The sequence below is a fragment of the Enterobacter sp. MG-EB028 genome, from assembly GCF_056673305.1.
In genome coordinates this window covers 2,618,828-2,644,994 of record NZ_CP195079.1, presented here as the reverse complement: position 1 = coordinate 2,644,994, position 26,167 = coordinate 2,618,828, and the positions used below count along the sequence as shown (strand labels likewise).

At 52.4% G+C, this 26,167-nt stretch carries 25 protein-coding genes and 1 pseudogene; 12 read left to right on the top strand and 14 right to left on the bottom strand.

The window, feature by feature from the left end; translation table 11 throughout:
* Window positions 1-32: 32 nt before the first annotated feature.
* Entirely contained in the window at window positions 33-1,241 is a 1,209-nt protein-coding gene (locus ACR42C_RS12585; RefSeq protein ID WP_479984170.1) for an aldose 1-epimerase family protein, read from the bottom strand.
* Between the two features lie 275 nt (window positions 1,242-1,516).
* Window positions 1,517-2,023, bottom strand: coding sequence for a thiol peroxidase (gene tpx / locus ACR42C_RS12580; protein ID WP_116339558.1), 507 nt, complete (start codon window positions 2,021-2,023; stop codon window positions 1,517-1,519).
* A gap of 107 nt (window positions 2,024-2,130) precedes the next feature.
* Here tpx and ycjG point away from each other — a divergent pair, with 107 nt between their 5' ends.
* Window positions 2,131-3,096 (top strand): L-Ala-D/L-Glu epimerase, encoded by a 966-nt coding sequence (gene ycjG / locus ACR42C_RS12575; RefSeq protein WP_116339560.1) that lies wholly within the window; start codon window positions 2,131-2,133, stop codon window positions 3,094-3,096.
* Here the strand turns inward: ycjG and mpaA are convergent.
* Window positions 3,087-3,800, bottom strand: coding sequence for a murein tripeptide amidase MpaA (mpaA, locus tag ACR42C_RS12570; protein WP_116339562.1), 714 nt, complete (start codon window positions 3,798-3,800; stop codon window positions 3,087-3,089). The two genes, ycjG and mpaA, sit on opposite strands and share 10 nt — an antisense overlap.
* 185 nt (window positions 3,801-3,985) lie before the next feature.
* On the opposite strand from mpaA, the gene ACR42C_RS12565 reads away from it, so the two are divergent.
* Window positions 3,986-5,602 (top strand): peptide ABC transporter substrate-binding protein, encoded by a 1,617-nt coding sequence (locus tag ACR42C_RS12565; RefSeq protein WP_479984169.1) that lies wholly within the window; start codon window positions 3,986-3,988, stop codon window positions 5,600-5,602.
* Between the two features lie 96 nt (window positions 5,603-5,698).
* Here ACR42C_RS12565 and ACR42C_RS12560 read toward each other — a convergent pair whose 3' ends face one another.
* Window positions 5,699-6,454 carry an SDR family NAD(P)-dependent oxidoreductase gene (locus tag ACR42C_RS12560; RefSeq protein WP_479984168.1) on the bottom strand — a complete coding sequence of 252 codons (756 nt, stop codon included), beginning with the start codon at window positions 6,452-6,454 and terminating at the stop codon, window positions 5,699-5,701.
* Between the two features lie 157 nt (window positions 6,455-6,611).
* On the opposite strand from ACR42C_RS12560, the gene ACR42C_RS12555 reads away from it, so the two are divergent.
* Complete coding sequence (locus ACR42C_RS12555) at window positions 6,612-7,481, top strand: AraC family transcriptional regulator (protein WP_116339568.1); 870 nt, start codon at window positions 6,612-6,614, stop codon at window positions 7,479-7,481.
* Here ACR42C_RS12555 and ACR42C_RS12550 read toward each other — a convergent pair.
* On the bottom strand, window positions 7,474-8,403 hold the full coding sequence (locus tag ACR42C_RS12550) for an aromatic alcohol reductase (RefSeq protein ID WP_479984167.1): 930 nt from the start codon (window positions 8,401-8,403) through the stop codon (window positions 7,474-7,476). The genes ACR42C_RS12555 and ACR42C_RS12550 overlap by 8 nt on opposite strands.
* Before the next feature lie 142 nt (window positions 8,404-8,545).
* Between ACR42C_RS12550 and ACR42C_RS12545 the strand changes: the two genes are divergently transcribed.
* Window positions 8,546-9,445, top strand: coding sequence for a LysR family transcriptional regulator (locus tag ACR42C_RS12545; RefSeq protein ID WP_479984166.1), 900 nt, complete (start codon window positions 8,546-8,548; stop codon window positions 9,443-9,445).
* Between the two features lie 190 nt (window positions 9,446-9,635).
* Here ACR42C_RS12545 and ACR42C_RS12540 read toward each other — a convergent pair whose 3' ends face one another.
* The 3 genes from ACR42C_RS12540 to ACR42C_RS12530 form a co-directional block, all read right to left on the bottom strand.
* Window positions 9,636-9,776, bottom strand: a complete 141-nt coding sequence (locus ACR42C_RS12540; RefSeq protein WP_162874963.1) for an Ecr family regulatory small membrane protein — start codon at window positions 9,774-9,776, stop codon at window positions 9,636-9,638.
* A gap of 74 nt (window positions 9,777-9,850) precedes the next feature.
* Window positions 9,851-11,083: a diguanylate cyclase domain-containing protein gene (locus ACR42C_RS12535; RefSeq protein WP_479984165.1), complete on the bottom strand. Its 1,233-nt coding sequence runs from the start codon at window positions 11,081-11,083 to the stop codon at window positions 9,851-9,853.
* 92 nt (window positions 11,084-11,175) lie between these two features.
* Window positions 11,176-13,305 carry a putative bifunctional diguanylate cyclase/phosphodiesterase gene (locus tag ACR42C_RS12530; RefSeq protein ID WP_479984164.1) on the bottom strand — a complete coding sequence of 710 codons (2,130 nt, stop codon included), beginning with the start codon at window positions 13,303-13,305 and terminating at the stop codon, window positions 11,176-11,178.
* A gap of 454 nt (window positions 13,306-13,759) precedes the next feature.
* Here ACR42C_RS12530 and ACR42C_RS12525 point away from each other — a divergent pair, with 454 nt between their 5' ends.
* From ACR42C_RS12525 to dbpA, 4 genes are all read left to right on the top strand, one after another.
* Window positions 13,760-14,902, top strand: coding sequence for a methyl-accepting chemotaxis protein (locus tag ACR42C_RS12525; protein WP_320720654.1), 1,143 nt, complete (start codon window positions 13,760-13,762; stop codon window positions 14,900-14,902).
* 154 nt (window positions 14,903-15,056) lie between these two features.
* Window positions 15,057-16,040: a zinc transporter ZntB gene (gene zntB / locus ACR42C_RS12520; RefSeq protein ID WP_116339581.1), complete on the top strand. Its 984-nt coding sequence runs from the start codon at window positions 15,057-15,059 to the stop codon at window positions 16,038-16,040.
* A gap of 273 nt (window positions 16,041-16,313) precedes the next feature.
* Window positions 16,314-16,496: a proline-rich small protein YnaL gene (gene ynaL, locus ACR42C_RS12515; protein WP_071888254.1), complete on the top strand. Its 183-nt coding sequence runs from the start codon at window positions 16,314-16,316 to the stop codon at window positions 16,494-16,496.
* Between the two features lie 27 nt (window positions 16,497-16,523).
* Window positions 16,524-17,897, top strand: coding sequence for an ATP-dependent RNA helicase DbpA (dbpA, locus tag ACR42C_RS12510; protein ID WP_479984163.1), 1,374 nt, complete (start codon window positions 16,524-16,526; stop codon window positions 17,895-17,897).
* A 42-nt stretch (window positions 17,898-17,939) separates the two neighbouring features.
* On the opposite strand, the gene ttcA is transcribed toward dbpA, so the two are convergent.
* Both ttcA and ACR42C_RS12500 read right to left on the bottom strand, forming a co-directional pair.
* Window positions 17,940-18,875, bottom strand: coding sequence for a tRNA 2-thiocytidine(32) synthetase TtcA (gene ttcA, locus ACR42C_RS12505; RefSeq protein WP_045260636.1), 936 nt, complete (start codon window positions 18,873-18,875; stop codon window positions 17,940-17,942).
* Window positions 18,876-18,924: 49 nt separating this feature from the next.
* Window positions 18,925-20,106, bottom strand: a complete 1,182-nt coding sequence (locus ACR42C_RS12500; RefSeq protein ID WP_479985198.1) for a tyrosine-type recombinase/integrase — start codon at window positions 20,104-20,106, stop codon at window positions 18,925-18,927.
* 455 nt (window positions 20,107-20,561) lie between these two features.
* Between ACR42C_RS12500 and ACR42C_RS12495 the strand changes: the two are divergent.
* Window positions 20,562-21,107 (top strand): annotated as a pseudogene (locus ACR42C_RS12495) (replication protein P); the annotation flags it as partial.
* 113 nt (window positions 21,108-21,220) lie between these two features.
* Here the strand turns inward: ACR42C_RS12495 and ACR42C_RS12490 are convergent.
* From ACR42C_RS12490 to ACR42C_RS12480, 3 genes are read right to left on the bottom strand one after another with little or no spacing between them, the layout of a single operon-like run.
* Complete coding sequence (locus tag ACR42C_RS12490) at window positions 21,221-21,529, bottom strand: YciI family protein (protein WP_214597745.1); 309 nt, start codon at window positions 21,527-21,529, stop codon at window positions 21,221-21,223.
* A gap of 3 nt (window positions 21,530-21,532) precedes the next feature.
* A complete protein-coding gene (locus ACR42C_RS12485; RefSeq protein WP_214597746.1) occupies window positions 21,533-22,168 on the bottom strand; it encodes an FMN-dependent NADH-azoreductase in 636 nt (211 codons plus the stop codon).
* A gap of 25 nt (window positions 22,169-22,193) precedes the next feature.
* Window positions 22,194-22,973: an alpha/beta hydrolase gene (locus tag ACR42C_RS12480; protein ID WP_214597747.1), complete on the bottom strand. Its 780-nt coding sequence runs from the start codon at window positions 22,971-22,973 to the stop codon at window positions 22,194-22,196.
* A gap of 72 nt (window positions 22,974-23,045) precedes the next feature.
* Here ACR42C_RS12480 and ACR42C_RS12475 point away from each other — a divergent pair, with 72 nt between their 5' ends.
* The 3 genes from ACR42C_RS12475 to ACR42C_RS12465 all read left to right on the top strand — a co-directional run bounded on the left by ACR42C_RS12475 (window position 23,046) and on the right by ACR42C_RS12465 (window position 25,559).
* Window positions 23,046-24,110: a GlxA family transcriptional regulator gene (locus ACR42C_RS12475; RefSeq protein ID WP_316379311.1), complete on the top strand. Its 1,065-nt coding sequence runs from the start codon at window positions 23,046-23,048 to the stop codon at window positions 24,108-24,110.
* 384 nt (window positions 24,111-24,494) lie between these two features.
* Window positions 24,495-24,905, top strand: coding sequence for an ASCH domain-containing protein (locus tag ACR42C_RS12470; protein WP_479984162.1), 411 nt, complete (start codon window positions 24,495-24,497; stop codon window positions 24,903-24,905).
* Between the two features lie 345 nt (window positions 24,906-25,250).
* Complete coding sequence (locus ACR42C_RS12465) at window positions 25,251-25,559, top strand: hypothetical protein (RefSeq protein WP_074171915.1); 309 nt, start codon at window positions 25,251-25,253, stop codon at window positions 25,557-25,559.
* Between the two features lie 239 nt (window positions 25,560-25,798).
* Here ACR42C_RS12465 and ACR42C_RS12460 read toward each other — a convergent pair whose 3' ends face one another.
* Entirely contained in the window at window positions 25,799-26,167 is a 369-nt protein-coding gene (locus tag ACR42C_RS12460; protein WP_316379258.1) for a hypothetical protein, read from the bottom strand.

Below are 26,167 nucleotides of genomic sequence, written 5' to 3'. Positions count from 1 at the left end.
AAAAAGCCTCTGTAAAGAGGCTTTTTTGATGATTATTCCTTTGCCAGCGGGGTGGTTACGATTTCTGTTTTTGTCTCTCCCTGAATCGACGCAATCCTGCTTTCGACATCCTTCACCTGCTGCGAGCTGTGTAGCAGGGTATAGGTCAGATCAAACTGAGCGCTGGCCCCTGGCGACAGCTGCTTAACCCGCTTCTGCTCGCGTTCAATGGTGACGGGGTAGGCGTAGCTGGTGCCCGGCTCAATCCCCGTGACATAGCCCTGTTTTGGCGTATCGGTATTTTTCCACAGGGTAAGCACCGGGAGCTGGCGGGTATCAAACTGAATCGACGCGCCTTTGTCACCGGCTTTATTCACCACCGCAGCGAGGGTTTCGTGGTTGCTGTCGGCGAGCGGTTTGATGTTAAAGACCATCTCATCAAAACCTTTTGTCGGCCCGGCGTAGGTTTGCCAGTCGTTAACGCCCGCTTTCGCGTAATCATTGAACGGGCTTACGCTTGCCGCGGGGGCAAGGAAGCGCGCGCCTTCTTCGAGGACTGGCGCCCCGAAGTTGCTGTGATAGATGATTTGGTAATCATGAGGGTAATCGGCATGGTTTGTCAGAACGTCATGCAGGCTGAACTGGTTGGTTCCCGGAACGTAACGCAGTTCGGTCATAGTTTGCAGATCCGCTTTTTTAAACGTGCTTTCTTTGATGAGACCGCGAATACGAATTTCATGCGGGGCAGCATCCGCAATTTCTACCTCCACCTGAGAGGCCGGGGTGTTGCCTGCCTTACCGTGCAGGGTGTAAATCTGGCCGTCAGCGGTGACCGGGTGTCCAGTCCATTCGTAGCCACAGCGGACCATCATTTCGTTGAAACCTTCCAGCCAGCCAAGCCCGTTTCGGCTTTCCAGATTAATATACGCCGGGTTAACGACCTCCTTAACGGGCGAGTTCCAGCCCAGTCTGGTGCCAAATCCTTCCACATGCAGAAGGTTCATCCCGCGCGTCGGGCTTAAGGTGATGGTCAGGCCATTTTTACTGCTGATGACGATAACTTTACTGCCTTCCTGCCTGCCGCCGTGCAACACTTTTTGCTCAATGCTGAACGTTCGATCGTTAATTTTCAGCTCATCGCTGGAAATCTTCCAGTTTCCTTTTTCCACGCTGCTTTCAGAGCTTGTCAGCACCCAGGTTTTAGCTGCGGCATGGCCCGAAAGCAGTACCGAAAGGAGCGTTAAAGCCAGTTTTATTTTCATATTTATCCCTTTTTGCTGAAACGATTATTTAACATCGTAAGCAAATCTAATGTTTTGGCGATGAGGGAAATGTGATGTGCCTCACTGAGAGTAAATACAGGGATATTTAACGATTGATTTGCGGGTGTGATCGCTTTATCGCTGAATTTTCAACGCTATTTTGCATAAATATTGTGATCCAAATTGATTGTTGCTTTAACGATTCAGCGGGCGATTAATAAAAAACCCCGCCATAGCGAGGTTTTGAAAAAGCGGTATAAAATGCTAAGTAATGATTATGCTTTCAGCTTGTCCAGCGCGGCGGTGTAATCCGGCTCGGTAGTGATTTCATTAACCAGTTCGCTGAAGACGACAGTGTCGTTTTCATCAAGAACCAGTACCGCGCGTGCTGCCAGACCTTTCAGAGGGCCTTCGGCGATGCTGACGCCGTAATTTTCGAGGAAATCCGGGCTGCGCAGGGTGGAGAGAGTGATAACGTTGCTCAGGCCTTCAGCGCCGCAGAAGCGAGACTGGGCGAACGGCAGGTCAGCAGAAATGCACAGCACAACGGTGTTGTCCATTTCAGTTGCCAGCTGGTTGAACTTACGCACGGAGGCGGCGCAAACCCCGGTATCAATGCTCGGGAAAATGTTCAGCACTTTGCGTTTACCCGCAAACTGAGCCAGTGTGACGTCAGACAGATCTTTAGCCACCAGAGTAAAAGCCTGCGCTTTGCTGCCAGCCTGCGGAATGGAACCTGCAACAGCAACCGGGTTGCCCTGGAAATGAACGAGTTGTGACATAGATATCTTCCTGTTTACATATAGTTAACGTCGGGGCTAGTGTATGCCATCCGCGGATAACACGGCAAACCAAATTTTTCGCCTTTTCGGGCCGCAAGGAGTCAGTGATGAGAAGCGTTAAGGTCTATGAAGAAGCCTGGCCATTGCATACCCCGTTTGTGATCTCTCGCGGCAGCCGTAGCGAAGCCAGCGTGGTGGTCGTTGAAATCGAAGAGGACGGTTTTAAAGGCGTAGGGGAGTGCACGCCTTACCCACGCTATGGAGAAAGCCTCGCGTCGGTGATGGCGCATATCATGACGCTGGTGCCGGACCTGCAAACCGGGCTCACGCGCGAGGCATTACAGCAGCGTTTGCCCGCCGGTGCCGCACGCAACGCTATTGATAGCGCGCTCTGGAGCCTGGAGGCGGCGAAGCAGCAGCAACCGCTGACAGCATTGCTGGGCGTGGCGCTGCCGGAATCGGTGGCTACCGCACAAACGGTAGTGATTGGCGAGCCGGAACAGATGGCCGCCAGCGCAAAAGCGCTTTATGACGCAGGGGCCCGGCTTCTGAAGGTGAAGCTCGACGATCGTCTGATTAGCGAGCGAATGGTCGCCATTCGCGCGGCGGTACCCGCAGCCACGCTGATTGTTGATGCTAATGAATCATGGCACCCGGAAGGGCTGGCTGCCCGCTGTCAGCTGCTGGCCGACCTGGGGGTGGCCATGCTGGAGCAGCCTCTGCCAGCAAAAGAGGATGCGGCGCTGAAGAATTTTATCCATCCGTTGCCCGTTTGTGCGGATGAAAGCTGCCACACCCGCGCGAGTTTAAGCGAGCTGCAGGGCCGCTACGAGATGGTCAATATTAAGCTCGACAAGACCGGCGGGCTGACAGAGGCACTGGCCCTGGCGGAAGAAGCCCGGGCGCAGGGTTTTTCGCTGATGCTGGGCTGTATGCTCTGTACGTCCCGGGCGATCGGCGCGGCGCTACCGCTGGTCAATCAGGTCCGTTTCGCCGATCTGGACGGCCCGACGTGGCTGGCGGTTGACGTATCACCCGCGCTCCATTTTACCAGCGGCGTGCTTCATCTCTGAGGCTGCCAGCGCAAAAGCTCCACCATGGCTTTTAAGTATTTTTCGCTGGCTTCGTCGGACGAGATTGCCGGGAATTCAGCGGTAATACAGGGCAGGCTCAAATCGGCGCACCAGCTACCGAACGAGCCTGGCGTTTCATAGCCCACGCTGGTCACGAGCGGCAGGGCGAACGCGTCTGCCAGCCACGCGCCGAGCTCAGAGTGGCGCGGATCTTCAATGCAGGCCAGCGGATCGTGGAACGAGACCACCCACGCGGGGTGGATCTTGTGGATTAGCTGGCACAGCGCCTGGGTTTCCGGCTCTGAGCCCGGCTTATCACCCGTCAGCAGAACCACATCACGCTCCTCGGCGGAGCTGTTCCAGCGATACACCGTTTCCCCGGCGCGCCAGTTTGCTGCCGGAAAATTACGGTTTAAGTCAACGCCTCGCGCATTGGCGCGAAGCCCCAACTGACAGCCGTCCGGATTTACCGCCAGAATCACATGATGACGTCGCAATGAAGGCGTCAGCGTCCGCAGCGCGCAGGAAAGCGTCACGATGGAGGAGTTCTCGTCCCCGTGTGTGCCGGCAAGAATCAAGCCGCTGTCGCGGTCTGCGTCAGGGGCGGGGAACCAAATCAGCGATGCGCCTAAAAACGAGCGGCCATATTGCTCAGCGCCCGGCGGAAAGGCGCCGCGTTCCGCTCTCGGTCGGGTGGTTGCCATACGAAATCCTGATAAAGAAAGCACTACTGGCAGTGTTGTGCAAAACACGCTGTTAATCAAATAGTTTCCGTAACGGCTGAGAATTGCCTTAAATCACTATTCAGGAGTAAGTTATTTGCATTTCTCTTTGTCGAAACAAATAATTACGCATCTGCTTATTACCTGAATTTATTAAAGGGGATCTTATGAAGCATCCTGTTTCGCGTGTTTTTGCCGCACTGTGCCTGTGCGGACTCTCTTCACTTACTTTTGCTGCTGATGTGCCGCAGGGCACTGCGCTGGCGCAAAAGCAGGAGCTGGTCAGGCATATTAAAGACGAACCGGCTTCGCTGGACCCGGCGAAAGCCGTGGGGTTGCCAGAGATTCAGGTGATTCGCGATCTCTTCGAAGGTCTGGTTAATCAGAATGAGAAAGGGGAGCTGGTGCCGGGCGTGGCGACGCGCTGGCAGAGTAATGATAACCGTATCTGGACGTTTACCTTACGCGATGACGCGAAATGGTCCGACGGTTCCCCTGTCACCGCCCAGGATTTCGTCTACAGCTGGCAGCGTCTGGTTGACCCGAAAACCACCTCTCCGTTTGCCTGGTTTGCCGCGCTGGCGGGAATCAATAACGCGCAGGCCATTATTGACGGTAAAGCCGCGCCCGATACGCTGGGGGTGACGGCGGTGGATGCCAGGACGTTACGCGTCCAGCTGGACAAACCGCTGCCGTGGTTCAGCAACCTGACGGCGAACTTTGCCTTCTATCCAGTACAAAAAGCTAACGTAGAAAGCGGTAAAGAGTGGACGCGGCCGGGCGCGCTAGTGGGGAACGGCGCTTACGTTCTGAAGGACCGCGTGGTGAATGAAAAGCTGGTTGTGGTGCCCAATACGCACTACTGGGACAATGCCAAAACGGTACTGCAAAAAGTCACCTTCGTGCCGATTAATCAGGAATCGTCGGCCACCAAACGCTACCTGGCAGGGGATATTGATATTACCGAATCGTTCCCGAAAAACATGTATCAGAAGCTGCTGAAGGATATTCCGGGGCAGGTGTATACGCCGCCTCAGTTGGGCACGTATTACTATGCGTTTAACACGCAAAAGGGCCCAACGGCAGATGCCCGCGTCCGTCTTGCGCTGAGCATGACTATCGACCGTCGCATTATGGCGGAAAAGGTATTAGGCACGGGAGAGAAACCCGCCTGGCACTTTACGCCTGACGTGACGGCAGGGTTTACCCCGGACGCCTCGCCGTTTGAGCAGATGTCGCAGCAGGAGCTGAACGCCCAGGCCAAAACCTTGCTGCAGGCCGCAGGCTACGGTCCTCAGCGCCCCCTGAAGCTGAACCTGCTGTACAACACATCCGAAAACCACCAGAAAATCGCCATTGCGGTGGCCTCCATGTGGAAGAAAAATCTCGGAGTGGATGTCAAACTGCAAAACCAGGAGTGGAAAACCTACATTGATAGCCGTAATACCGGCAACTTTGACGTGATCCGCGCCTCATGGGTAGGCGATTACAACGAGCCATCAACCTTTTTGTCGCTGCTGACCTCAACCCACAGCGGCAATATCTCCCGTTTCAGTGACCCGGCCTACGATAAGATTATCCACCAGGCGACGCTGGAAACCACGGCTAAAGCGCGTAATGCCGACTACAACATGGCGGAGAAAATTCTTATGGAGAAGGCGCCCATCGCGCCAATTTACCAGTATACCAACGGCCGCCTGATTAAGCCCTGGGTGAAGGGTTACCCCATCAACAACCCGGAAGACGTGGCGTATAGCCGGACGATGTATATTGAAAAGCACTAATCAAGTACTGGCGCGGCTTGCGGCGCCAGTTCCTCCTTCTGGCCATCACCCGTCACAGCTGAAAGCATCACTTCTCTGACGGTATTTTTGGCCTATTCAGATGGTTTGCCCGCCCGACACTTCAATGCGCTGTGCGGTTACCCAACGGTTATCATCACGCAGCAGGCTGGCGACCATCGGCCCGATATCGTCGGGAACGCCGACCCGCCCGAGCGCGGTCATGGCGGCAAACTGCGCGTTGACATCTGCGTTGTCGCGAACCAGGCCGCCGCCAAAATCGGTTTCAATGGCGCCTGGCGCGATGGTATTGACGGTGATGCCGCGCGGGCCCAGCTCGCGTGCCAGATAAACGCTGAGCATTTCCACCGCCGCTTTTGCCGCCGCGTAAGCGGAGAACCCAGGGTACGATACCCGGGTCAGGCCTGACGAGAAGTTGATGATGCGCCCGCTGTCCGCCATCAGGGGTAAAAGGGTCTGGATCAGGAAAAATACCCCTTTGACATGGACACTGAACAGCCCGTCGAACTGCGCTTCGGTGGTCTCGCCCACCCCGGCAAACTCGCCATGACCTGCGTTATTTATCAGGTGGTCGAAGGTGTCGCGCTGCCAGACCTCGGCGAGTTGTTGACGCAGAGTTTCGGCAAATGCCGGGAAACTCGTCGTCTGCGCCACATCCAGTTGAATCGCAATCGCCTTACGACCAAGGGTGCGGATTTCCGCGACAACCGCTTCAGCCTGAGGGGTATTTCCTCTGTAAGCGACGATAATATCGCCCCCCTGACGCGCGATAGAGAGGGCGGTGTTACGGCCAAGACCACGATTGGCGCCGGTGATAAGTGCAATTTTACTCATGGTGTATCCTCTGTTTGGTGGAGCTTTTACAGTAGGAGAAGGCCACTCATCCACTTTGCCTGATTCTGGTTATCTTTTGCCTGTTTCTCTTTTCATTGTTTGTTCCGTTGAGAATGACCGCATACTATGGCTTAAAAACTTGCCTGAAAGAGTGTCTATGCGCGATCTCCTGTTCGATCTCTGCCGCCGGTATGCCGATGCTCACGTCGACCGTAGCGGGGTTGCCGTAACGCCGGTTCCAGGGTTGACGATTATCCGGGCTTTGCATCCGGGCGACCTGCAGGCGGCGATCAACAGACCGCTGATGGCGATGCTGTTGCAGGGTCGCAAACGCGTCGCTACGGGGACGGAAAGTTTTGAATATGGCCCCGGCGAGGCGATGGTGATTGCCGCCGATGTGCCGACCCTCAGTCAGATTACCCAGGCCAGCCTTCGCCATCCCTACTATTCCCTGGTGCTGGAACTGGATATCGCCATCCTGCGTGAGTTGCAGGATGCTGTGCAAGCAGAGCAGAGGGACGCGCCTTGCGTTGGGGTTGAGCCAATGAATGCTGACGTGACGGATGCGGCTTACCGGCTGGCCAGGTTATTTGAACAACCGGAGGCGATGGCGGTTCTTGGGGATGGGCTACGGCGAGAGCTGCATTACTGGTTGCTTCGCAGTGTCCATGGTCCTGCTATTCGCGCCCTGGGCGCGGCGGATAGCCACTCCGGACGAATTAGCCGTGTGGTCGCAATGTTGCGTAAGGAGTTTACACGTACGATAAGCGTTGAGGAACTTGCTGACGTGGCGGGCATGAGCGTGTCCGTATTCCATCAGCATTTTCGCGCGATAACCACGATTTCGCCCCTGCAATTTCAGAAACAGCTACGCCTTATCCATGCCCGCCGCCTGATGCTTGTCGATGGCGCAGGGATCGCACAGGCGGCGTATACGGTCGGTTATGCCAGTGTTTCGCAGTTTACCCGTGAATATGCCCGTATGTTTGGCGCGCCACCGGGGCGGGATAAACGCATGGCTACATAACGGTTTTAAGCCATGATTCAATATCTTGAGTCGGTATATTATTCTGTACATTCCAGGTGTTACTCATCGGCCACCACATGCCGTCTCCTCGGGCGAAGGCCGCGCGATAGCCGAGCATCTGGTCATCCGGATTTAAATGCAGTGCATCCAGCAGATCCGGGAGCGTTAATACGTTTTTGGCAAAGGCTTGTCTTGTCGTGCGTTCAACCGTTTCGGCCAGTTTTCCATAAGAAGTGGTTTCACCTGCGACAAATATCACTTCATTTACGATCCGCGGATGATGCAAATAAATTTCGGTGGTCAGCCGACCAATATCCGCGGGAGACGTGACCGTGACCTGCGTGTCCCATCCTCCGAGCGCATTAATGGTTTTTTCGGATAAATTCACCACATTAAATGCCGGTTCGAAGAGAAAGCTGGTAAACATACCGGTTGAAACAATCACCCATTCCGTCGCGTTCTGTTCCCGCAAGAGCGTCCTGACATCATACTGCTCGTCCCAGACGGGCTGGCCGCTCCCTTTGCCGACCACATCGTAATTCACGCCGAACTGCCAGGGGAAATAGCGGTTTACGCCGGCTTCCAGTACCGCGCGGGTAATTTTGAGCTGTGTACCCGCTCCGGCGACAAACCCCATGCAGTTGATCACGGTGTCAAAACCCACAAAACGGGTTTTTAACGTTTCAGTGGAGCTGACGGCGACATCGACCGCGATGAATTCTGCCCCTGCATCAGCCAGTTTTTGATGAATTTCGGACTGAAGTTTACCCCGGCTGTCCCAGGAACCGGGCGATACGATAACGGTAACAGCGCCATCGCGCTGCGTGACTGCCGGAACCAGATGCTCCAGTACGGCAGCACCCAATTGTCCTGCACCAAGCACTAATACTTTTTCACCTGTCTTGATATCACGTTCTTTCATGCTGAGCCTCTCTTTGTTAAATCGCCTTTCTACTGCAACTTGAGCAAGGTTATGTCAGATAGCTGCATTCGATAAGACGACAGGCATAAGTTAGACTGTTCGTAATAATGGGATAATCGATCTTTTCAGGCGCGGTGGGAACATGGATAAACTGGAATCAATGCGGGTATATGTTTGCGTGGTCGACACCCATAGCTTCGCCAGGGCGGCAGAAGCGCTGGGGCTACCGCGTTCAACCGTATCGCGGGTCGTTAAGGAACTGGAGACATACCTGGGTATTCAACTTTTACAACGCACCACCCGGAAGCTCAGCGTGACCGCAGAGGGCCGGCGTTACTATGACGAGAGCAAACGGCTGCTGGCGGATATTGCGACAGTGGAGTCTTCCTTTCCCGCCAGATCCGCACAACCCAGAGGCCGTTTAAAAGTCGGGATGCCGCAGTCTCTTGCCCGACACTGCATTCTTCCCTGTCTCCCGGAATTTCTGCGCCAGTATCCCGGGCTGGAGTTGGTACTCTGTTCGAGCGATAGCGTGGAGGACATCATTCAGGAAGGGTATGACTGCGTGATCCGCACCGGGAGGATCGAAGATTCAACGACGCTGGTCGCGCGCCCTCTGGCGAACTTCAGATGGGTTGTTCTGGCTTCTCCGGGCTATATAGACGCCTGTGGTAAGCCCGAAAATCTCGGCCAACTGGAAAAGCATTGCGCCGTCGGCTACCTGAACCACCGTACCGGGCGCACCATCGACTGGTTTTTTACGCGTGATGACGGCGACTGTGTAATCCACATGAAAGAGTCGCTGATCGTCGATGATACCGACGCCTATATCCAGGCTGGAATTCAAGGGCTCGGATTAATTCGCGTGGCCAGCTATCTGGCTGAGCCGCATCTGAAGAGCGGGGCGTTGGTTCGCTGTATGGAGAACCTCTCTTACGATTTACCGCTTTCACTTGTCTATCCACAAAACCGCTATCTTCCGCCTTCGGTGCGTGCCTTTTATGACTGGAGCAGAACGGTGCTGCACAAACATGGCGACTGATGGACAAGAATCGTTGTTTTGCTTAATAGCCGGAAATAAAAAAAGCCCGTCAGAGAACGGGCGAAATAAGCAAATGATTTAGTGATTCGTTATCAACATTGTTGGAGGATAACGCCACGTATCTTACGTGGCTAAGGGCAATGCAGATACCTGACAAATTCGGTAGGTGAAACAATAAATTAAAAGTGCACTACAGTGCGTCAAAAGTGGGGTAGAGACTGTTTTCCAGATATTCAACGAAATACCAAATCTCGCCGCTGAAAATAAACCATAAGCCAAATATAATAAGCAAGAAAATAATTAAGGTGAGTATTAATTCTGTCTTTCCCATTGTCGCCACAACCCACCCGTCGTTAATTTACTTAAGCTGGGCATTGTAGCGGGGCTTTTCCCGATACTCCAGTTTCATGCCGCAAGGACTTTATTACGCCCATCGTTTTTGGCGCGATAGAGCGCATCGTCGACACGTTTAAACAGCGCGTCGATACTCTCTTCCGGGTCATGCCGCGCCACGCCAATGCTGACGGTAAACCGTGGTAAGCCAGGAAGGGTGATATGGGCGACCGCCGCACGGACGGATTCGGCAATCTTCAGAGCCGTTTCAAGAGACGTGCGCGGCAACAGGATGACAAACTCTTCACCGCCCCAGCGAAACACCAGGTCATCTTGTCTGCAGCAGGCTTCCAGCGTTCGGGATAGGGCGATAAGCACTTCATCACCTTTCAGGTGACCGAAAAGATCATTGATGTTTTTAAAATGATCGGTATCCACCAGCAGCAGGCTAAACTGCTGCTGTGCAGAAAGGTGGCTCAGGCTGGTTTGGTCGATAACATTGTAAAACTGACGTCGGTTGAGTAACCCCGTCATCGAGTCACGTAATGCAGCATTTTCCAGCTCCTGCTCAAGCCTCTTTTGCTCCGTAATATCATGGATTATGCACAGCATCAGTTTGTCACCGTAGATCTCGATGGGTCCCGCATAGGTCTGGACATGGCGGGTGGTGCCATCGGCAAGGCGGTGAATAAAATTGAGCGGCTTATGTCCGCCGGGCAGTGCGGCGATCTCCGTCATGATGGGCATGACGCCTCTGCCAAGCGTGTTAATTTCCCAGGTATGCTTGCAGCACATCTCATCATGCGAATAACCGTAAAAGCTGAGCGCGGCCAGGTTTGCATCGACAACTTGCCCGTCACGGGCAGGATCGATGAGCAGCATCGGCGCGCTGTTGGTCAGGAAAAAGCGTGCGTAGAATCCCTGTTTTTTGCGCTGATAGGTTGCGGAACGGCTGGCTTTCAGGCCTGAGGGGGCGTGGGAAGAGATCCCTTCGAAAACGATAACATCACCATACGGCGTGGCGTGGGTGAGTGAGAGGCGACAGCTTAAGGGGGCGTCCTGCCCGCCCCGGCTAATTGTCCAGATCTCGACAATATCGTGATGATTTTTCAGTTCGGGAACGTACAACGACAGTACGGTTTGCGCACTGGCAGAACAGGAACCTTTGCGCAGGTCGGTCAGCGTTTTATTACCCGTCAGCTGTATTGCGGCCACATTTGCAAAAACAATCTGTTCCGAAACAGGAGAAATGAGCCACACGGGCGTTTTAATTGCATTAAGCGCATCAAAACTATTTTGCGACATAGTATTTTCCTGTTCATCGGCACGATATGCCTGACAATCATGGCGGAATTGACTCGCATGTACTCCCTTGAAACATACTCTACTCAATCCCGTCAGGCATGATTTTTTTGTGAAATAAATGCGTTGTCCGTTTGAATTTTATTCATGGGTATAATTTGTTTATCTGAGTTTTTCTGTAGCAGTAGCCATGGAACCTGTTCAGCGGGCAGAGGGCGGGAGAAAAGGTAGCCCTGGAGATAATCACAGCCGAGGCTGGTCAGTATTGCCTGCTGCTCGTCCGTTTCAATTCCCTCGGCAACGACACGCATCTCCATGGTGCGGGCAATATTAATAATGGTTTCCACCAGCTTGCGGCTTTTTTCATTTTCCAGCATAGAGGCCACAAAGCTCTTGTCGATTTTTAGCTCTTTTGCCGGAAGAACGCTCAGCATCAGCAGGTTGGAATAGCCCGTACCAAAATCGTCAATAGAGACGGTGATCCCCGCATGGTTAAAGGCATTGAGCAACTCGATGCTGCGATCGAGATTTTTTAGCGCGGTACTCTCCGTTACCTCCAGGATCAGCCTTGAAGGCGACAGATTATATTTTTCCAGCATTGAGGACACGATGTGAAAGATATCCGGCTGTTCGAACTGAACGGGGGATAAGTTGAGCGACAATGTCCACTGGCTGAAGCCTTGTTCAGTCCAGAAATGAAGCTGCCGACACGCGGCCTCAATGGCCCAGTTGCCAACCGGAATAATCAAACCCGTTTGTTCCAGCGTGGGCAAAAAAAGACCTGGCAGCAAAACGCCTTGCTCCGGATGCCGCCAGCGCAGAAGGGCCTCAAAACCGTGGATCGTCTTATCTTCAGCATGCCAGGTTGGCTGATACCAGAGTTCAAACCGATCGCGTTCCAGCGCCTGAGAAAGTTCCTGCAGAAAACCCGGCTGCGCCGGAACTGCCGTTGACATCTCAGGGCAGTAAATCGCCCAGCCGTTACGACCGTCTTGCTTAACGTGTTGTAAGGCGGCATCCGCCTTAAACTTCAGTTCATGCAGCGTTTCTCCGTCCTGAGGATAGAGGCTAACACCCGCGCTCAGTGTCGTACTCAGCGTATGTCCGCAAAGCGAAAACGGACGGCGCATATCCGCGAGCAGCGTCGTGAGCAGGGTAGTGAGCTTTTCTTCGTCACATTCGGGAACCAGCAGGATAAAGGCATCCCCCCCCAGCCTGGCCAGCGTCATCTCGCGGGTAAGCCGGGACGTGATGCGTTGGGCAATGGTGATTAATAACTCATCGCCGACGCTGTGGCCCCAGGTATCATTCACGCGTCTGAAGCGATCGACATTCAGGAAGATCACGGCAAATTGTTTGTTACTCAACAAGGCGCTGTGCAGACAATCCTGCATTCGGATATCCATCTGGTGGCGGTTTGCGAGGCCGGTGAGAGCGTCAAAGCGGACCTGTAGCTCAAGCTGACGGTTGAGCTGGCGCAAATTGTCCGTCAGCCGACTGGTCCGCCAGTGCGAATCAATAAGCGAAATAATTAACATCATGCCGAGCAGGGAGAGCGTGGTGACGGAAACCCAGATGGATAATCCCAGTTCGCTGACCCCGCCGGGGAGCGTACGCGCCATCTCATGGAAATGCGCGGCGCTCATGCCTGTATAGTGCATTGCACAAATGGCGGCACCCATGACTAACGCGGCAAGAATGCGAGTAACAAAGCCCCCTTTGTGCTTATCCCTAAGGCGGAAAGCCAGCCACAACGCCACGCCGGAGGCGACAATGGCAATGACCACGGACAAACCCACAGTGCGCCGATCCCAGAGGATGCTTCCTTCCAGCATCAGGGCGGCCATACCGATATAGTGCATGGAGACCACGCCAGCGCTGAGGATGACCGTAGCGAAGAACAGCCGAAAGAGCGAGAGGTGTTTGCCCGTAACGGCAATGTTAATTGCTATTGTGGACGCAACAACCGCCACGCCGAGAGACGCAAGGGTTAGCCATAGGTCATAGCTCATCATCATCGGCATTTGCATGGACAGCATGCCGATGAAGTGCATTGACCAAATCCCGATACCCAGCGTGACTCCGCCGGCAATCCGCCAGAACAAAGCCGTTTTTCGGCTGGAAAGGGGAATTTTCCCGGCGCTATCCAGGGCCACAAAGGAGGCGATAAACGCCACCAGACAGGAGACAGCGATCAACACAGGGTCCCACGATATATTGAGCATTATGCAATCCCACGCCTGAGAGGGTTACCGATTTCGTCTGCCGGCACGTCTTTATCTGGCAACGAACATGCGCATTCAAACCATATTAGTTATTTATCGTGAAAAATGACCAGTCATATAAAATGCCAAACTTACTCGTAATATAAAATATATTCTTTTTTATTGAGCATTAAGCACTGCTAAACATAGTCGAACAATTGTAGCAAAGCGTCTTAAATATGTGTGCAAATGGCCGGTTTTACCGCAGGTGATGGTATCGCCTCAGGGTGCTCTGGACCAGCAATACAGCATGCGGAACAGAACATTTCTGCTAAAACGCCTTTTTTGTCTGACTTAAGTTAAATACTGGGTGGGTAACGGCGAAACGAGAAGTCAGCGTATTTTGTGAGGACAAACGCAAAAGTGAATGCTATAAGTCTTAATGCCGACCAAAATATAAGTTGTGGGTAAAATCATGCTAAGAAATATTAGTGTCAGGACCTTCATTGCCTGGTTCCTGCTGTGCCTTTTTTTTGTGAATGCAGGTATCGTTGTTCTATTTTCCAGCAATCTTTCTCTTTTCGTTTCGATTAATGTGGTCAATTTCGTTGCGTTATTTTTGCTCTGGAGTTATATGACGAAGTTTCTTGTGACGCCGATCAATACTGTGAAAAAAAGTATTGAAGAAGTGACCGCAGGCAACTTAGGCGTCTCTATCCCCGAGTTTGGCAATAACTGCGCGGGGCGGTTAATTCCCGGGATTAATAGTCTTTCCAGCAACATTGCTACGCTGGTGCGTGAGATCAGGGCTTCATCACAAAACGCCATGACCTTGTCGGATCAGCTCTCTTCCCGCAGTGCTCAGCTCTCGGTGAAAACAGAGCAGCAGTCTGCATCTCTGGTGCAAACTGCGGCAAGTATGGAGCAGATGGCAGCAAGTACCCGAAATAATGCCGATAACACCAGGCTGGCGAGCGAGCAGGCGAATGCCGCGACGGTGCAGGCGCGCAAGGGAGGAGAGCTGATGGAACAGGTTGCCAGCAATATGCAATCCATTACCGAATGCGCGCAGCAGATGACGGAAATTATCTCGCTGATCGACGGCATTGCATTCCAGACGAATATTCTGGCGCTTAACGCGGCCGTCGAGGCTGCGCGGGCAGGCGATCACGGTAAAGGGTTCTCCGTTGTTGCAGAGGAAGTACGAAATCTGGCGCACCGCAGTGCGGAGGCGGCGAAAAATATCAAAACGCTGATTGACGTTACCAGCAGTAATGTCACCCAGGGTGCCAGCGTTGTGTCGGAAGCGGAGAAGAATATGCATGACATCGTGACCGGATCCAGCAACGTCAGCCGGTTAATGGATGAGATTTCTACCTCGACCGCAGAGCAGGAGAAGGGCATTTCCCAGATCACGCTGGCGCTGTCCGAACTGGAGCGGGTCACGCAGAGCAACGTTGCGATGGCGGAGGAGCTCAACGGTTCCTCTGATGTGCTGCGTAATCAGGTGATCGAACTGCAGACGCGGACACGAAATTTCAGGCTGGACCAGGGGCACTCCTCGTCACCCGTGACCGATTCTGTCTCGTTCCTTCAGCGCCCCGGGCACTCACTCTGACAGCTTTCCGAAGCCTGGCATGCCGGGCTTTTCTATTCTCGAAATACAGCATGTACAATTCCTGAGCGATTTCAGCGCGATGCGAGACATAGTTGTTGCTTAACCCCTGATGGAAGCTAGACTGACATCGAAAGAGCCAAACAGGGGAGGCACTGTGGAGAGCATTAAAGGATCTGAACTTAACGTTCCTGACGCAGTTTTTGCGTGGGTGCTGGACGGTCGCGGCGGTGCGCGACCGCTGGAAGATGATGATGTCATTGATAAAGAGCATCCCTGCTGGCTACATCTGAACTATACCCACCCGGACAGCGCTGACTGGCTGGCCTCGACTCCGCTACTGCCTAACAACGTACGTGATGCGCTGGCGGGTGAAAGCCTGCGGCCCCGCGTGAGCAGGATGGGGGACGGGACGCTTATCACCCTGCGCTGTATAAACGGCAGCACGGATGAACGTCCCGATCAGCTGGTTGCGATGCGCGTCTATATGGACGACGGGCTGATTGTTTCCACCCGCCAGCGTAAAGTTCTGGCGCTGGACGACATTGTGAACGACCTCAAAGAGGGGACCGGACCGGTCGACTGCGGCAGCTGGCTGGTGGATGTTTGTGACGCTCTGACCGATCATGCGAGCGAATTTATTGAAGAGCTGCACGATAAAATCATCGACCTGGAAGATAACCTGCTCGATCAGCAGATCCCCCCGCGCGGCTTTCTGGCGCTATTGCGCAAGCAGCTGATCGTGATGCGTCGATATATGACGCCACAACGGGATGTATATGCTCGTCTGGCCAGTGAAAGACTTGGCTGGATGAATGACGATCAGCGCCGCCGAATGCAGGACATTGCTGACAGGCTGGGACGCGGGCTGGATGAGATCGATTCCTGCATCGCCCGAACGGCGGTGATGGCGGATGAAATCGCCCAGGTGATGCAGGAGTCGCTGGCGAGAAGGACCTATACGATGTCCCTGATGGCGATGGTCTTTTTACCGAGCACATTTCTGACAGGGCTTTTTGGCGTCAATTTGGGCGGTATACCCGGCGGGGAATATCGGTACGGCTTCACCGCGTTTTGCGTCATGTTAGTTGTTTTGATTGGAGGTGTTGCATGGTGGTTGCATCGTAGTAAATGGCTGTAAATTTACGTTTTTTTCACCTTTTACGGGGATTAAAACGCTCTTTTAATTGAGCGAAGTCAATAAACATTTACCCCGTAAGGTGCAATATTACTCCCGCAGGTGAATGCAACGTCAAGCGATGGGCGTTGCGCTCCATATTGTCTTACTTCCTTTTTTGAATTACTGCATAGCACAATTGATTCGTACGACGCCGACTTTATAGTCGGCTTTTTTTTGCCTCCTGTTTCTCAGCGTCTACCCTAAAAGGGACGACAGCAAATCCTGGAGGGAAAGATGAGCATTTTACTCGCTCTGCTACTGCAACACTCGCGTCAGTCCGATCCTGTCCCCACCGATCCCGTGCCGATGCCCGATCCCATTCCACGTCCGCAGCCGATGCCAGATCCGCCGCCGGACGAAGAACCGATTAAATTGTCGCATCGAACCCCGAGATCTGCGAGGATACGCGCCATCTGACCGTAAAGATGACCACGAGAGACTATTGTGACCGCTTTTTCTACCCTGAATGTTCTGCCTGCCGCCCAGCTCGACAACCTCAACGAGTTGGGATACCTCACGATGACGCCTGTTCAGGCGGCCGCGCTGCCCGCTATCCTCGAAGGCCGTGACGTGCGCGTGCAGGCGAAAACGGGCAGTGGGAAAACGGCCGCTTTCGGTCTTGGCCTGCTGCAGCATATTGACGCGTCGCTGTTTCAGACCCAGTCACTGATCCTGTGCCCGACGCGAGAGCTGGCAGACCAGGTCGCGGGTGAACTGCGCCGCCTGGCACGCTTTATGCCCAATACCAAGATATTAACCCTCTGCGGTGGGCAGCCGTTCGGCGCGCAGCGCGATTCGCTCCAGCACGCGCCGCACATTATTGTCGCGACGCCAGGCCGCCTGCTGGATCACCTGCAAAAAGGCACCGTCTCGCTGGATGCCTTAAGCACACTGGTGATGGACGAGGCGGATAGAATGCTGGATATGGGCTTCAGCGATGCCATTGATGAGGTGATCCGCTTCGCACCAGCCGATCGTCAGACGCTGCTGTTCTCTGCGACCTGGCCGGATGCCATCGCCGCGATTAGCGGTCGCGTGCAGAAAAACCCGCTCACCATCGAGATCGACAGCGTCGATGCCCTGCCAGCCATCGAACAGCAGTTCTTTGAAACGTCGCAGCAGGGGAAAATCCCGCTCCTGCAAAAACTGCTGAGCCAGCACCAGCCTGCGTCATGCGTGGTGTTCTGTAATACCAAAAAAGACTGTCAGGCCGTCTGTGACGCCCTGAATGCGGCGGGGCAGAGTGCGCTGTCGCTGCACGGCGATCTGGAACAGCGCGATCGCGATCAGACGCTGGTGCGTTTCGCCAACGGTAGCGCCCGTGTTCTGGTGGCGACCGACGTGGCTGCGCGCGGCCTGGATATCAAATCCCTTGAGATGGTGGTGAACTATGAGCTGGCGTGGGATCCCGAAGTGCACGTCCACCGTATTGGCCGTACGGCACGCGCCGGGAACAGCGGCCTGGCCATCAGCTTCTGCGCTCCGGAAGAGGCGCAGCGCGCCAATATTCTTGCTGAAATGCTCCAGATCAAGCTGAACTGGGTGAACGCGCCGGGCAGCGTCAGGCTCGTGCCGCTGGAGGCCGAAATGGCGACGCTGTGCATTGATGGCGGCAAAAAGGCCAAGATGCGTCCGGGAGATGTGTTAGGTGCGCTGACCGGCGATGTGGGTCTGGACGGGGCGGACATCGGGAAGATTGCCGTGCATCCGGCACATGTTTATGTGGCTGTTCGCCAGGCGGTGGCCCATAAGGCGTGGAAGCAACTGCAAAACGGCAAGATTAAAGGTAAAACCTGCCGCGTGCGTCTGCTGAAATAAGGCATAAAGCGTCTCAGAAGACCTTTCTGAGACGCTAGTCGCTTATTTCACTTCTAGCACGTTCAGACGTAACTCTTCGAACTGATTGTCATCGTCTTCCGGCTGCCAGCCCGCAGGCTGCATGGGGATCTCTTCCCGGTCAAACGCCAGATCGCCGCCATTCACCACCTCCGATCCGTGGTTGATACCTTTGAAGTCGAACAGCTCTACATCCGCGAGGTGGGAAGGAACCACGTTCTGCATCGCGCTGAACATGGTTTCGATGCGCCCCGGATAACGCTTATCCCAGTCGCGCAGCATGTCGCCAATCACCTGACGCTGCAGGTTCGGCTGAGAGCCGCACAGGTTGCATGGAATGATCGGGAACCCTTTCGCCTGAGAAAAACGCTCAATGTCTTTTTCACGGCAGTAGGCCAGAGGGCGGATCACAATGTGCTTGCCGTCATCGCTCATCAGCTTAGGCGGCATGCCTTTCATCTTGCCGCCGTAGAACATGTTCAGGAACAGCGTTTGCAGGATATCGTCGCGGTGATGGCCCAGCGCGATTTTGGTCGCGCCCAGCTCCGTCGCGGTACGATAGAGAATGCCGCGGCGCAGACGGGAGCAAAGCGAGCAGGTGGTTTTCCCTTCCGGGATCTTCTCTTTCACGATGCCGTAGGTATTTTCTTCGACGATTTTGTACTCAACGCCCAGCTGTTCCAGGTACTCCGGCAGAATGTGCTCCGGGAAGCCCGGCTGTTTCTGGTCAAGGTTGACCGCTACCAGAGAAAAATTCACCGGCGCGCTTTGCTGAAGATTACGCAGGATCTCCAGCATGGTGTAGCTGTCTTTACCCCCTGACAGGCAAACCATGATGCGGTCGCCTTCTTCAATCATGTTGAAGTCTGCAATGGCTTCGCCCACGTTACGGCGCAGGCGCTTTTGCAGTTTGTTCAGGTTGTATTGCTCTTTCTTTGTATTTGATTGATTTTCTTGCATTTATTACTACCTTCGGAGCCAATAGGGGCATAATAGGGGCAAAAGTTTTTCAGCGTGCGAGCTTATCGTTAAGCATCAGCACCTGTTCGCCATTCATTTCTTCAATCCACGCACCGTAGACTTCATAGACCATTTGCGCGTTTTCATGCCCCATCTGGCTGGCTATGAAAGACGGGTTAGCGCCGGCAGATAAAAGCCAGCAGGCAAAAGTATGCCGCGTATGGTACGGATTCCGGCGGCGAATACCAGCACGTTTTACAGCTGCGTTGAATCTCGCACCTATGCTCGATAAAGAGTAGTAGGCTTTCTGTTCTCCCTTGCGCATCCGGGGTATGAAAACGAATCGCAGGTTTTGATATTCCATCGAACCATACTCACGGTGATGAAAAACAATCTCGGTTTTGGGCTGTAACGAAGATAGCGTACGCTGTGCCTTCAAGGCCTCTAGTGCTGGCTCTAATAGCGTGATAACTCGATCACCTGCATCGTTTTTTGGTGGGACGAACATTCCTAGCGCATTAAGGTTGCGCTGTATATGAGCCGTACCTTTTTCCCAGTCGATATCTTCCCAGGCAAGAGCTGCAAGCTCCCCATGACGGACACCAGTATAAACTGCGAACGTCCACATATTGAGGCTTTGGCCACGCTCGGATTCCGCAAGCAAACTAAACTCCTGCTTCGTTAAAGGATCCGGTTTTACCTTCCCTTTGTGTAGTTTCTTGATCCCTTCAAAGGGCTTGCCACTGATAAAGCCAGATTTGTGTGCAAACCGAAGCAGGGAGCACAGAAGCGATATATAGTTGTTCACGGTACGCACAGTGCGTCCCTGTTTGTTGCTTCTGGGATTTGTCAGGTAAAGTGTCTCACCGTTCAACAACTCCTTCCTGTATTTAAGAATGTCGCTGTGGCGTATAGTTGAAACAGGCGTATCTCCGTTAATGATGTGCATTAACGTACCGAGTTGTGAGCGCGTCTTACGCATCGTATTCGCGCTAATTTCGGTTTCTTTAATGCTCGTCCACAGTTCACACAGCTCTGAAAAGGTTTGAACTGAAACAGTGGTTACGGTTTTTTTTGCTCTTGATGATGAAGGAAAGCGCTGGTTGTAATCAAACTCTCCAAGGTTGATCTCGCTAACGATCACAGCCCGAAGATTTCCGGCTTTTTTGATGTTCGCCGGGGTGTTGATCCAACCTTTTAGAATTTCTCGGCAACGCTTTCCCCGGTACATAAACCAGATACCGTTATCAGGTTCTAGCGCCTGATTGGTTGTAACGTCGGCGTCGCTGGTGCTTTCTGATTTGAGAAGAGTTAGTTTTCCTCCTCTCCAGTCCTCGACTACCTGATTGCGGTCGCCGGCATCTGCTCTCGCCCAGTCAGCCATGAATGCAGCGATCACTTCAGCTTCGTGCGTTTCATCTGGCGCGCAGACCTGCTTAATAGCCTGAACCAGTTTCCACTCAGCGTTCAGGCTTAGTTCGGCAACTTCAGGGATGTCGTTCTTCGCCAGCAGCTGGTTTTGGAGATAGGTGTTGCCTTCATCCAGTGACATTTCGCTTGCAGCCAGCTGCTGCTCTTTAGTGATATGTGATTGGTATTTGTCGCTGGTCAGGTGGACGGCAAAACGGACCGCTGGAGTGCGGTTTTCAAGCGGGACATTGTCAACGGTAGTTTCGACTTTAACGGTCGTTCCCGGCAAGCCTGGTTAATCGCAGCCAGGAAGAGGTGAATGAGATCCGCCGCCAGTGGGTGCTGGCCTTCAAAGAAAACGGGATCACCACCTTGGAGCAGGTTGAAGCCGGCATGCGCATGGTGCGTCGCCAGGATCGCCCGTTCCTGTCTTCGCCAGGCCAGTTCATCAAGTGGTGCAGGGAAGGGCGCAGCGTACTGGGGATCACCACCGCTAACGTGATGGCTGAATACTGGAAGTGGCGCAAACTGGTGTTCCGGTATCCGAGTAGTGAGCAGTATCCGTGGCCAAAACCGGTTTTTTACCACATCTGCATTGAGCTGCGCCGCCGCGGAACTGATGGCCAACTGAGCCATAAAGAGCTTGAGCGTGAGGCCAGTGACATTCTCGATATGTGGGAGAAGCGGGTCCTGGCCGGGAAGCCGATTCCGCCCGTTCGACGGGCGTTGGGGGCGCCTGTATCGCCAAAGGGGCCGACACCAGTGGAGCTTTTGAAAGCAAAATATGAGCGCATGAAGGCTGGTGGAAGGGCAGAGGGATGAAATGGTCCGCTTTGAGCGAGAAGCAGACATTAAAATAATAAGTGAAAGCGCCCACTAAATAACTGTAATGGAGTCATTTCACAGGATGCAGGGCGCTTTACAGCGATTTATAGTCAAATGAAACGGGCTTTCTCAGCCCATTTCTCAGGGAATCCCTGCGCACATAGCACTGGTTCAATGCCCATTATTTCTGCATCGGCAATGTTATGTATGATGAAGGGGTCATCCTGAAGACAGTGTTGAATTTCACTTGTATTGTCTCCTTTAAAAAGTATGTAGCCGCCGGCATGATTGCTGAGGGGGCCTGCAAAAAGGATTTTGCCTTCTTCAAAACCCCTGACCAGCCATTGCTTATGTGCGTCAAGATGAGCAGAAATTGCATCGGGTTGTGTCAGGTAAGTCAGCGTTACGGCGTAAAGCATGGTTCATTCCTTAGCGGCAGAAATCGCATTAATGACTTGTGGAATTAAGGACAAAGCACGGGAAATTTCTCTCAGCTTTACGTCCTCACCTTTCGACACGCCTTCAGCACGGACAAATTCAACACACGAGATGCCTAGGAAGCCCAGAAACTTGCGCAAGAACTTCTCCTGAAAGTCCATATCTTCCAGCCCCGTACCGGCATAAAAACCGCCCCGCGCTGAGGCGATGATGACTTTTTTGCCCCCCGCAAGGCCCACGGGCCCCGTTGGGGTATAGCTGAAGGTTTTCCCTGGCTGAGCAATTCTGTCCATCCAGGCCTTCAACTGGCTGGACACAGAAAAGTTGTACATTGGCGCGCCGAGAACAATCATCTCGCTTTCCAGAAACTCCGAGACCAGAGCGTCTGATACTTGCTGCTCAGACGCCAGAAGGGCTGTAGCAATCGGCCGTCCCGAAACAGACCTGAATCCTGAAGCAATCTCCCCGGTCAGATGACTGATTTCGTCTTTCACAAGATCCCGATAAGTCAGTTGATGCTCCTGACCGGTTGCTACCAGTTGCCTCACTATTTCAGCCGACAACTGGCGGGTTACTGAAAACTCATGGTTGATGCTGGAATCAAGATGGAGAATTTTCATTGCCTATTTTCCTGGTATGTACGGATCAGTGGATGCTCTGCGCCGCCTTTACAATCAATGCGGCAACCTCTTCGGGATGAGAAATCATGGACATATGGTCTGAGTGAATCCGCGTGATGTGCGCCCCGGCCTCATGGGCAAAACCGGCCTGTACTGACGGATTCAGCGCGTTGTCGTTTCCTGTGAGGAGATACCAGGAAGGTTTCTTTCGCCAGGCGGCTTCCTTCACTTTTTCCTGAAAGGCGGTAGCGGCGATAGGCTGCTGCACAGCAGCGAGTCGCAGGCTCTTTTTGATGCTTATCTCATTGGCCATAACCTGGTGAAACAACTCTGGCTCATCAAGCCAGATAAGGCCGTTCTTATCGGCTTCCATCCCTGTCATGGGGGCATGAAATCGCGCCAGTGCGTCAGATACGGATTGATTGCTGTCAGGAACCAGAGCGGATAAATAGACCAGCCCCCTGACGTTGCTCGCATTGCCAGCCTGAGTGATCACGGCTCCTGCCCATGAATGCCCCACGAGCAGAACGTTACCCTTCTGACGCTCAAGCACACGCTCAGTTGCAGTTACATCGTCTCGTAATGACGTCAGAGGATTCTGAACAGCCGTAACGTGGAATCCCCTCTCCTGCAACAGGGAGATGACGGCTGACCAGCACGAGCCGTCAGCAAAGGCACCGTGAACCAGCACGATATTTTTTATCCCCCCTTCCTGTGCCATAAGCAACGGGCTATTCATGAATAAAAGACACAAGGCAAATGCTCCTTTTATCAGCGCGCGTGACATAACATTTCTCATCCACATGCCTGTATTGTTCCTGCGGTGTTCAATTTCAGGCAGTGTAATCACCCAGACAAAGGGTATGAAGTGTCATTAATGACAGGTAACATGCGAAATCAGACATTCTTCATGACGGGGTTAAACATGCGCGTTGCGTTACTTGCTCTTCCGGGCAGCATGCGTTCGGCGCTTGCGGGGCTGGCTGATATGTTCTGGCTGGCGAATCAGGTGGTCAGGATGAACCCTATGGTAAATCCTGAGATATCCAGAGATGTTCCTTTATTCGACGTCAGGACGATTACCGCTGATGGTCAGCCGGTCAGGGATGTTCAGGGACGCAGTATTGAAAGTGATGGCGCATTTAGTGAACCTGATACCTTTGAGGTGATTATTGCCAGCGGTATGCAGCTGGATGAGCATAGATTTCCCGCTGAAAGAGCCGCTGTATCAAATGCGGCCGAGTGGCTGAAAGTGAAGTATTCAGAGGGAAGCTGTATTGCCTCAGCCTGTGCAGGCGGTTTTGTACTGGGAGAAGCGGGTTTACTCAACGGACGGGTCTGTACCACAACGTGGTGGTTATATCCCACTTTCGCTGAACGCTATCCACTGGCAAAACCTGTATGGGGAAAAAACCTGGCCGAACAGGACAATGTGGTCACTGCAGGCGGACCACTCTCATGGGTCGATCTGGTCATATACCTCGTTCGCAAACATGCAGGTAATGAGCTGGCAAAGTTAACAGCTGACATGGCCGTTGCTGACAGCCAGCCTCTGTCACAGCAAATTTATGCGCCCGCAGGTTTTCTCAATTCAAGACATCCTCTTTTGACTAAAGCAGAAAACCTGCTTCGTTATCAGAATCCTGCCATGACGGTTGAGCAACTTGCTGCAGCTCTGAATATGACGACCCGGACACTGAACCGTAAAATGAAAATGCTCGTCCAGGAAAGCCCGAAAGACTTCATTACCCGGGTTCGTATTGAAACGGCATCCGTGCTACTGGAAAGCCCGGGGAAAACTATTTCTCAGATCGCAAGTGCATGCGGGTACGGCGATGAAACAGCGTTCAGGCGCGCCTTTAGCACCATAATGGGGATGTCCCCTGGAAGTTTCAGAAAGCGTCTTTCGATAAAACGCCCTTCACATTCGAGTTGCGAATGAACGCGCTGAACTTTCACCTCTGTTAACTTCAGGATGGTCGTCTGCTCATTTGCCAATCTTAACGGGTTTCATTTCTGGCTAGTATTCAGAGCAACATACCTTTACTTTGCGACTGTCCTCTACTGGCACTGAGCGTTCAAACACGCTTGCTTGTCGGGCGCTGGGGGGCGCCAGTATCGCCAAAGGGGCCGACACTAGTGGAGCTTTTGAAAGCAAGATATGAGCGCATGAAGGCTGGTGGAAGGGCACAGGGATGAAATGGTCCGCTTTGAGCGATAAGCGGATCACACTATCTAAAGGAAGGCATCACTGAAAATGTCGATACAGTCATGCTAAAAAAATGTATAAATTTTGTTTTTCATCGACGATAAAGAAGGGATTTCAATGGTTGAGGTTGAGGAATTAAAAATGAAGTATCCAGTTGCAGATGCCTGGCAAATGGGTGACAGCCCGGAACTCGCTAGCGAGCTTGCGGACCTGGTCAAAAAAGGGATCAAAACGGCCTCTTCCGGATCTTTTGCCTCTTTCCAGGAAGAGGATTCTCCCCTGAGGATTGGGAGTTATAACATTATTCTTGATGGCCAGAATGTTCCGGTCTGCGTGATCAGACTGGTTTCATTGCGACTGGTGCGTTTTTGTGATGTGACTGAGGCGTTCGCCCGCAAAGAAGGTGAAGGGGATTTAAGCCTTGAATACCGGCAGAAAGAGCATCAGAGATTTTTCACCCGCGAAGGTCATTTTTCTCAAGAGATGGAGTTGATCGCAGAAGAGTTTGAAGTGGTTGAGATCCTATAGGTCAAAGTAAACGGGCTGAAGTTAGCGTAAATGTTGAGGCTGATTAAATGAGAGATTATGTTGCTAGCTTGATCGACACCAGTACCATAGCTTTGGTAGGCACTACCTCGAGCAATCATAACACTACCCACTCTAGGGTTTTTATAGAGCAAGAAATTGCAGCGTGCTTTGTCAATGCATAAGATTTTAACTATTCAGAGGAGGATGAGTGGTACTCATAAAATTGGTACATATCCTAATGCGAAACTTTATTAATCATGTTTTGCATCATAAAACATAACGTCAAAATCAATTATATTTTAAAACGTATTCTTAAGTGTTTAATTTCAATGAGGCAAACATAAAGTGAAAATCTTAATGATGGTGGTAGCTGTCACTTTTCTGGCTGGTTGTACTAGTGATACCCGCTCGATGTGGCATAGTCGTTATGCTTTCAAAACAGTCGGTCAAGTAGCTGCAATGTGTGATGATGGGGACTATGACGCATGTTATGCAGCTCGCGACATGGGGGCTATGCAGGTTGGATTGAATCAAGCAAACCAAACAATACAACAACAACAAGCTCAGCAAGCTGCCATAGACGCAGCAAATCGCCCGGTTACCACTAACTGTACACCTACAATAAATGGTGGAATGAGCTGTACTACTTTTTAAATCTTAGAAGAAGTGTTGTTTTAAAATAGTGTGCTTTTAAGTTATATTCTTTTTTTTTACTCAGTACATTTTAATGAGTTTTTTCATTCAATCATTGAAGACCCATATGGCCTTAGCGCCAGCCAGTAAGTTATATACAAACTGACTGGCGCTAAATCTTGCAATGATTGTAAAGTAATACTGGTGAATGTTGATTTAAAGAGTTTAAGAGTGTTAATGTTATTTTTGATAGAATTACGCTATTTTAATTTTATTATATTTTTTCCATCCTCAATAGCGTTAATTTTCCCACTCTTTTTATATACAATCACAGTGTAAAGACCAGAGCTATAGGCAGTAGCGTCAGAGTTATCTTCATCCTTAGCCATTAAAACACCATCGAGATATGCAAAACCATCAGCTGAACGTTTGAAGTCAATTCCATTTTTATTTACATGTATTGGTTTTAATTTGCCAGGCTTATACGCCTCAACATTCTGAGGTGCAGCAATATCACTCAGTTGTGTTTTATGTTCTTTTTGCAACTGTCGTCGGTAGGCTTCAGATATAGCATGTGCTTGCGTGATGGTTGTCGTTAAGAGAAAAGTAACAATTAAAATCTTCTTCAT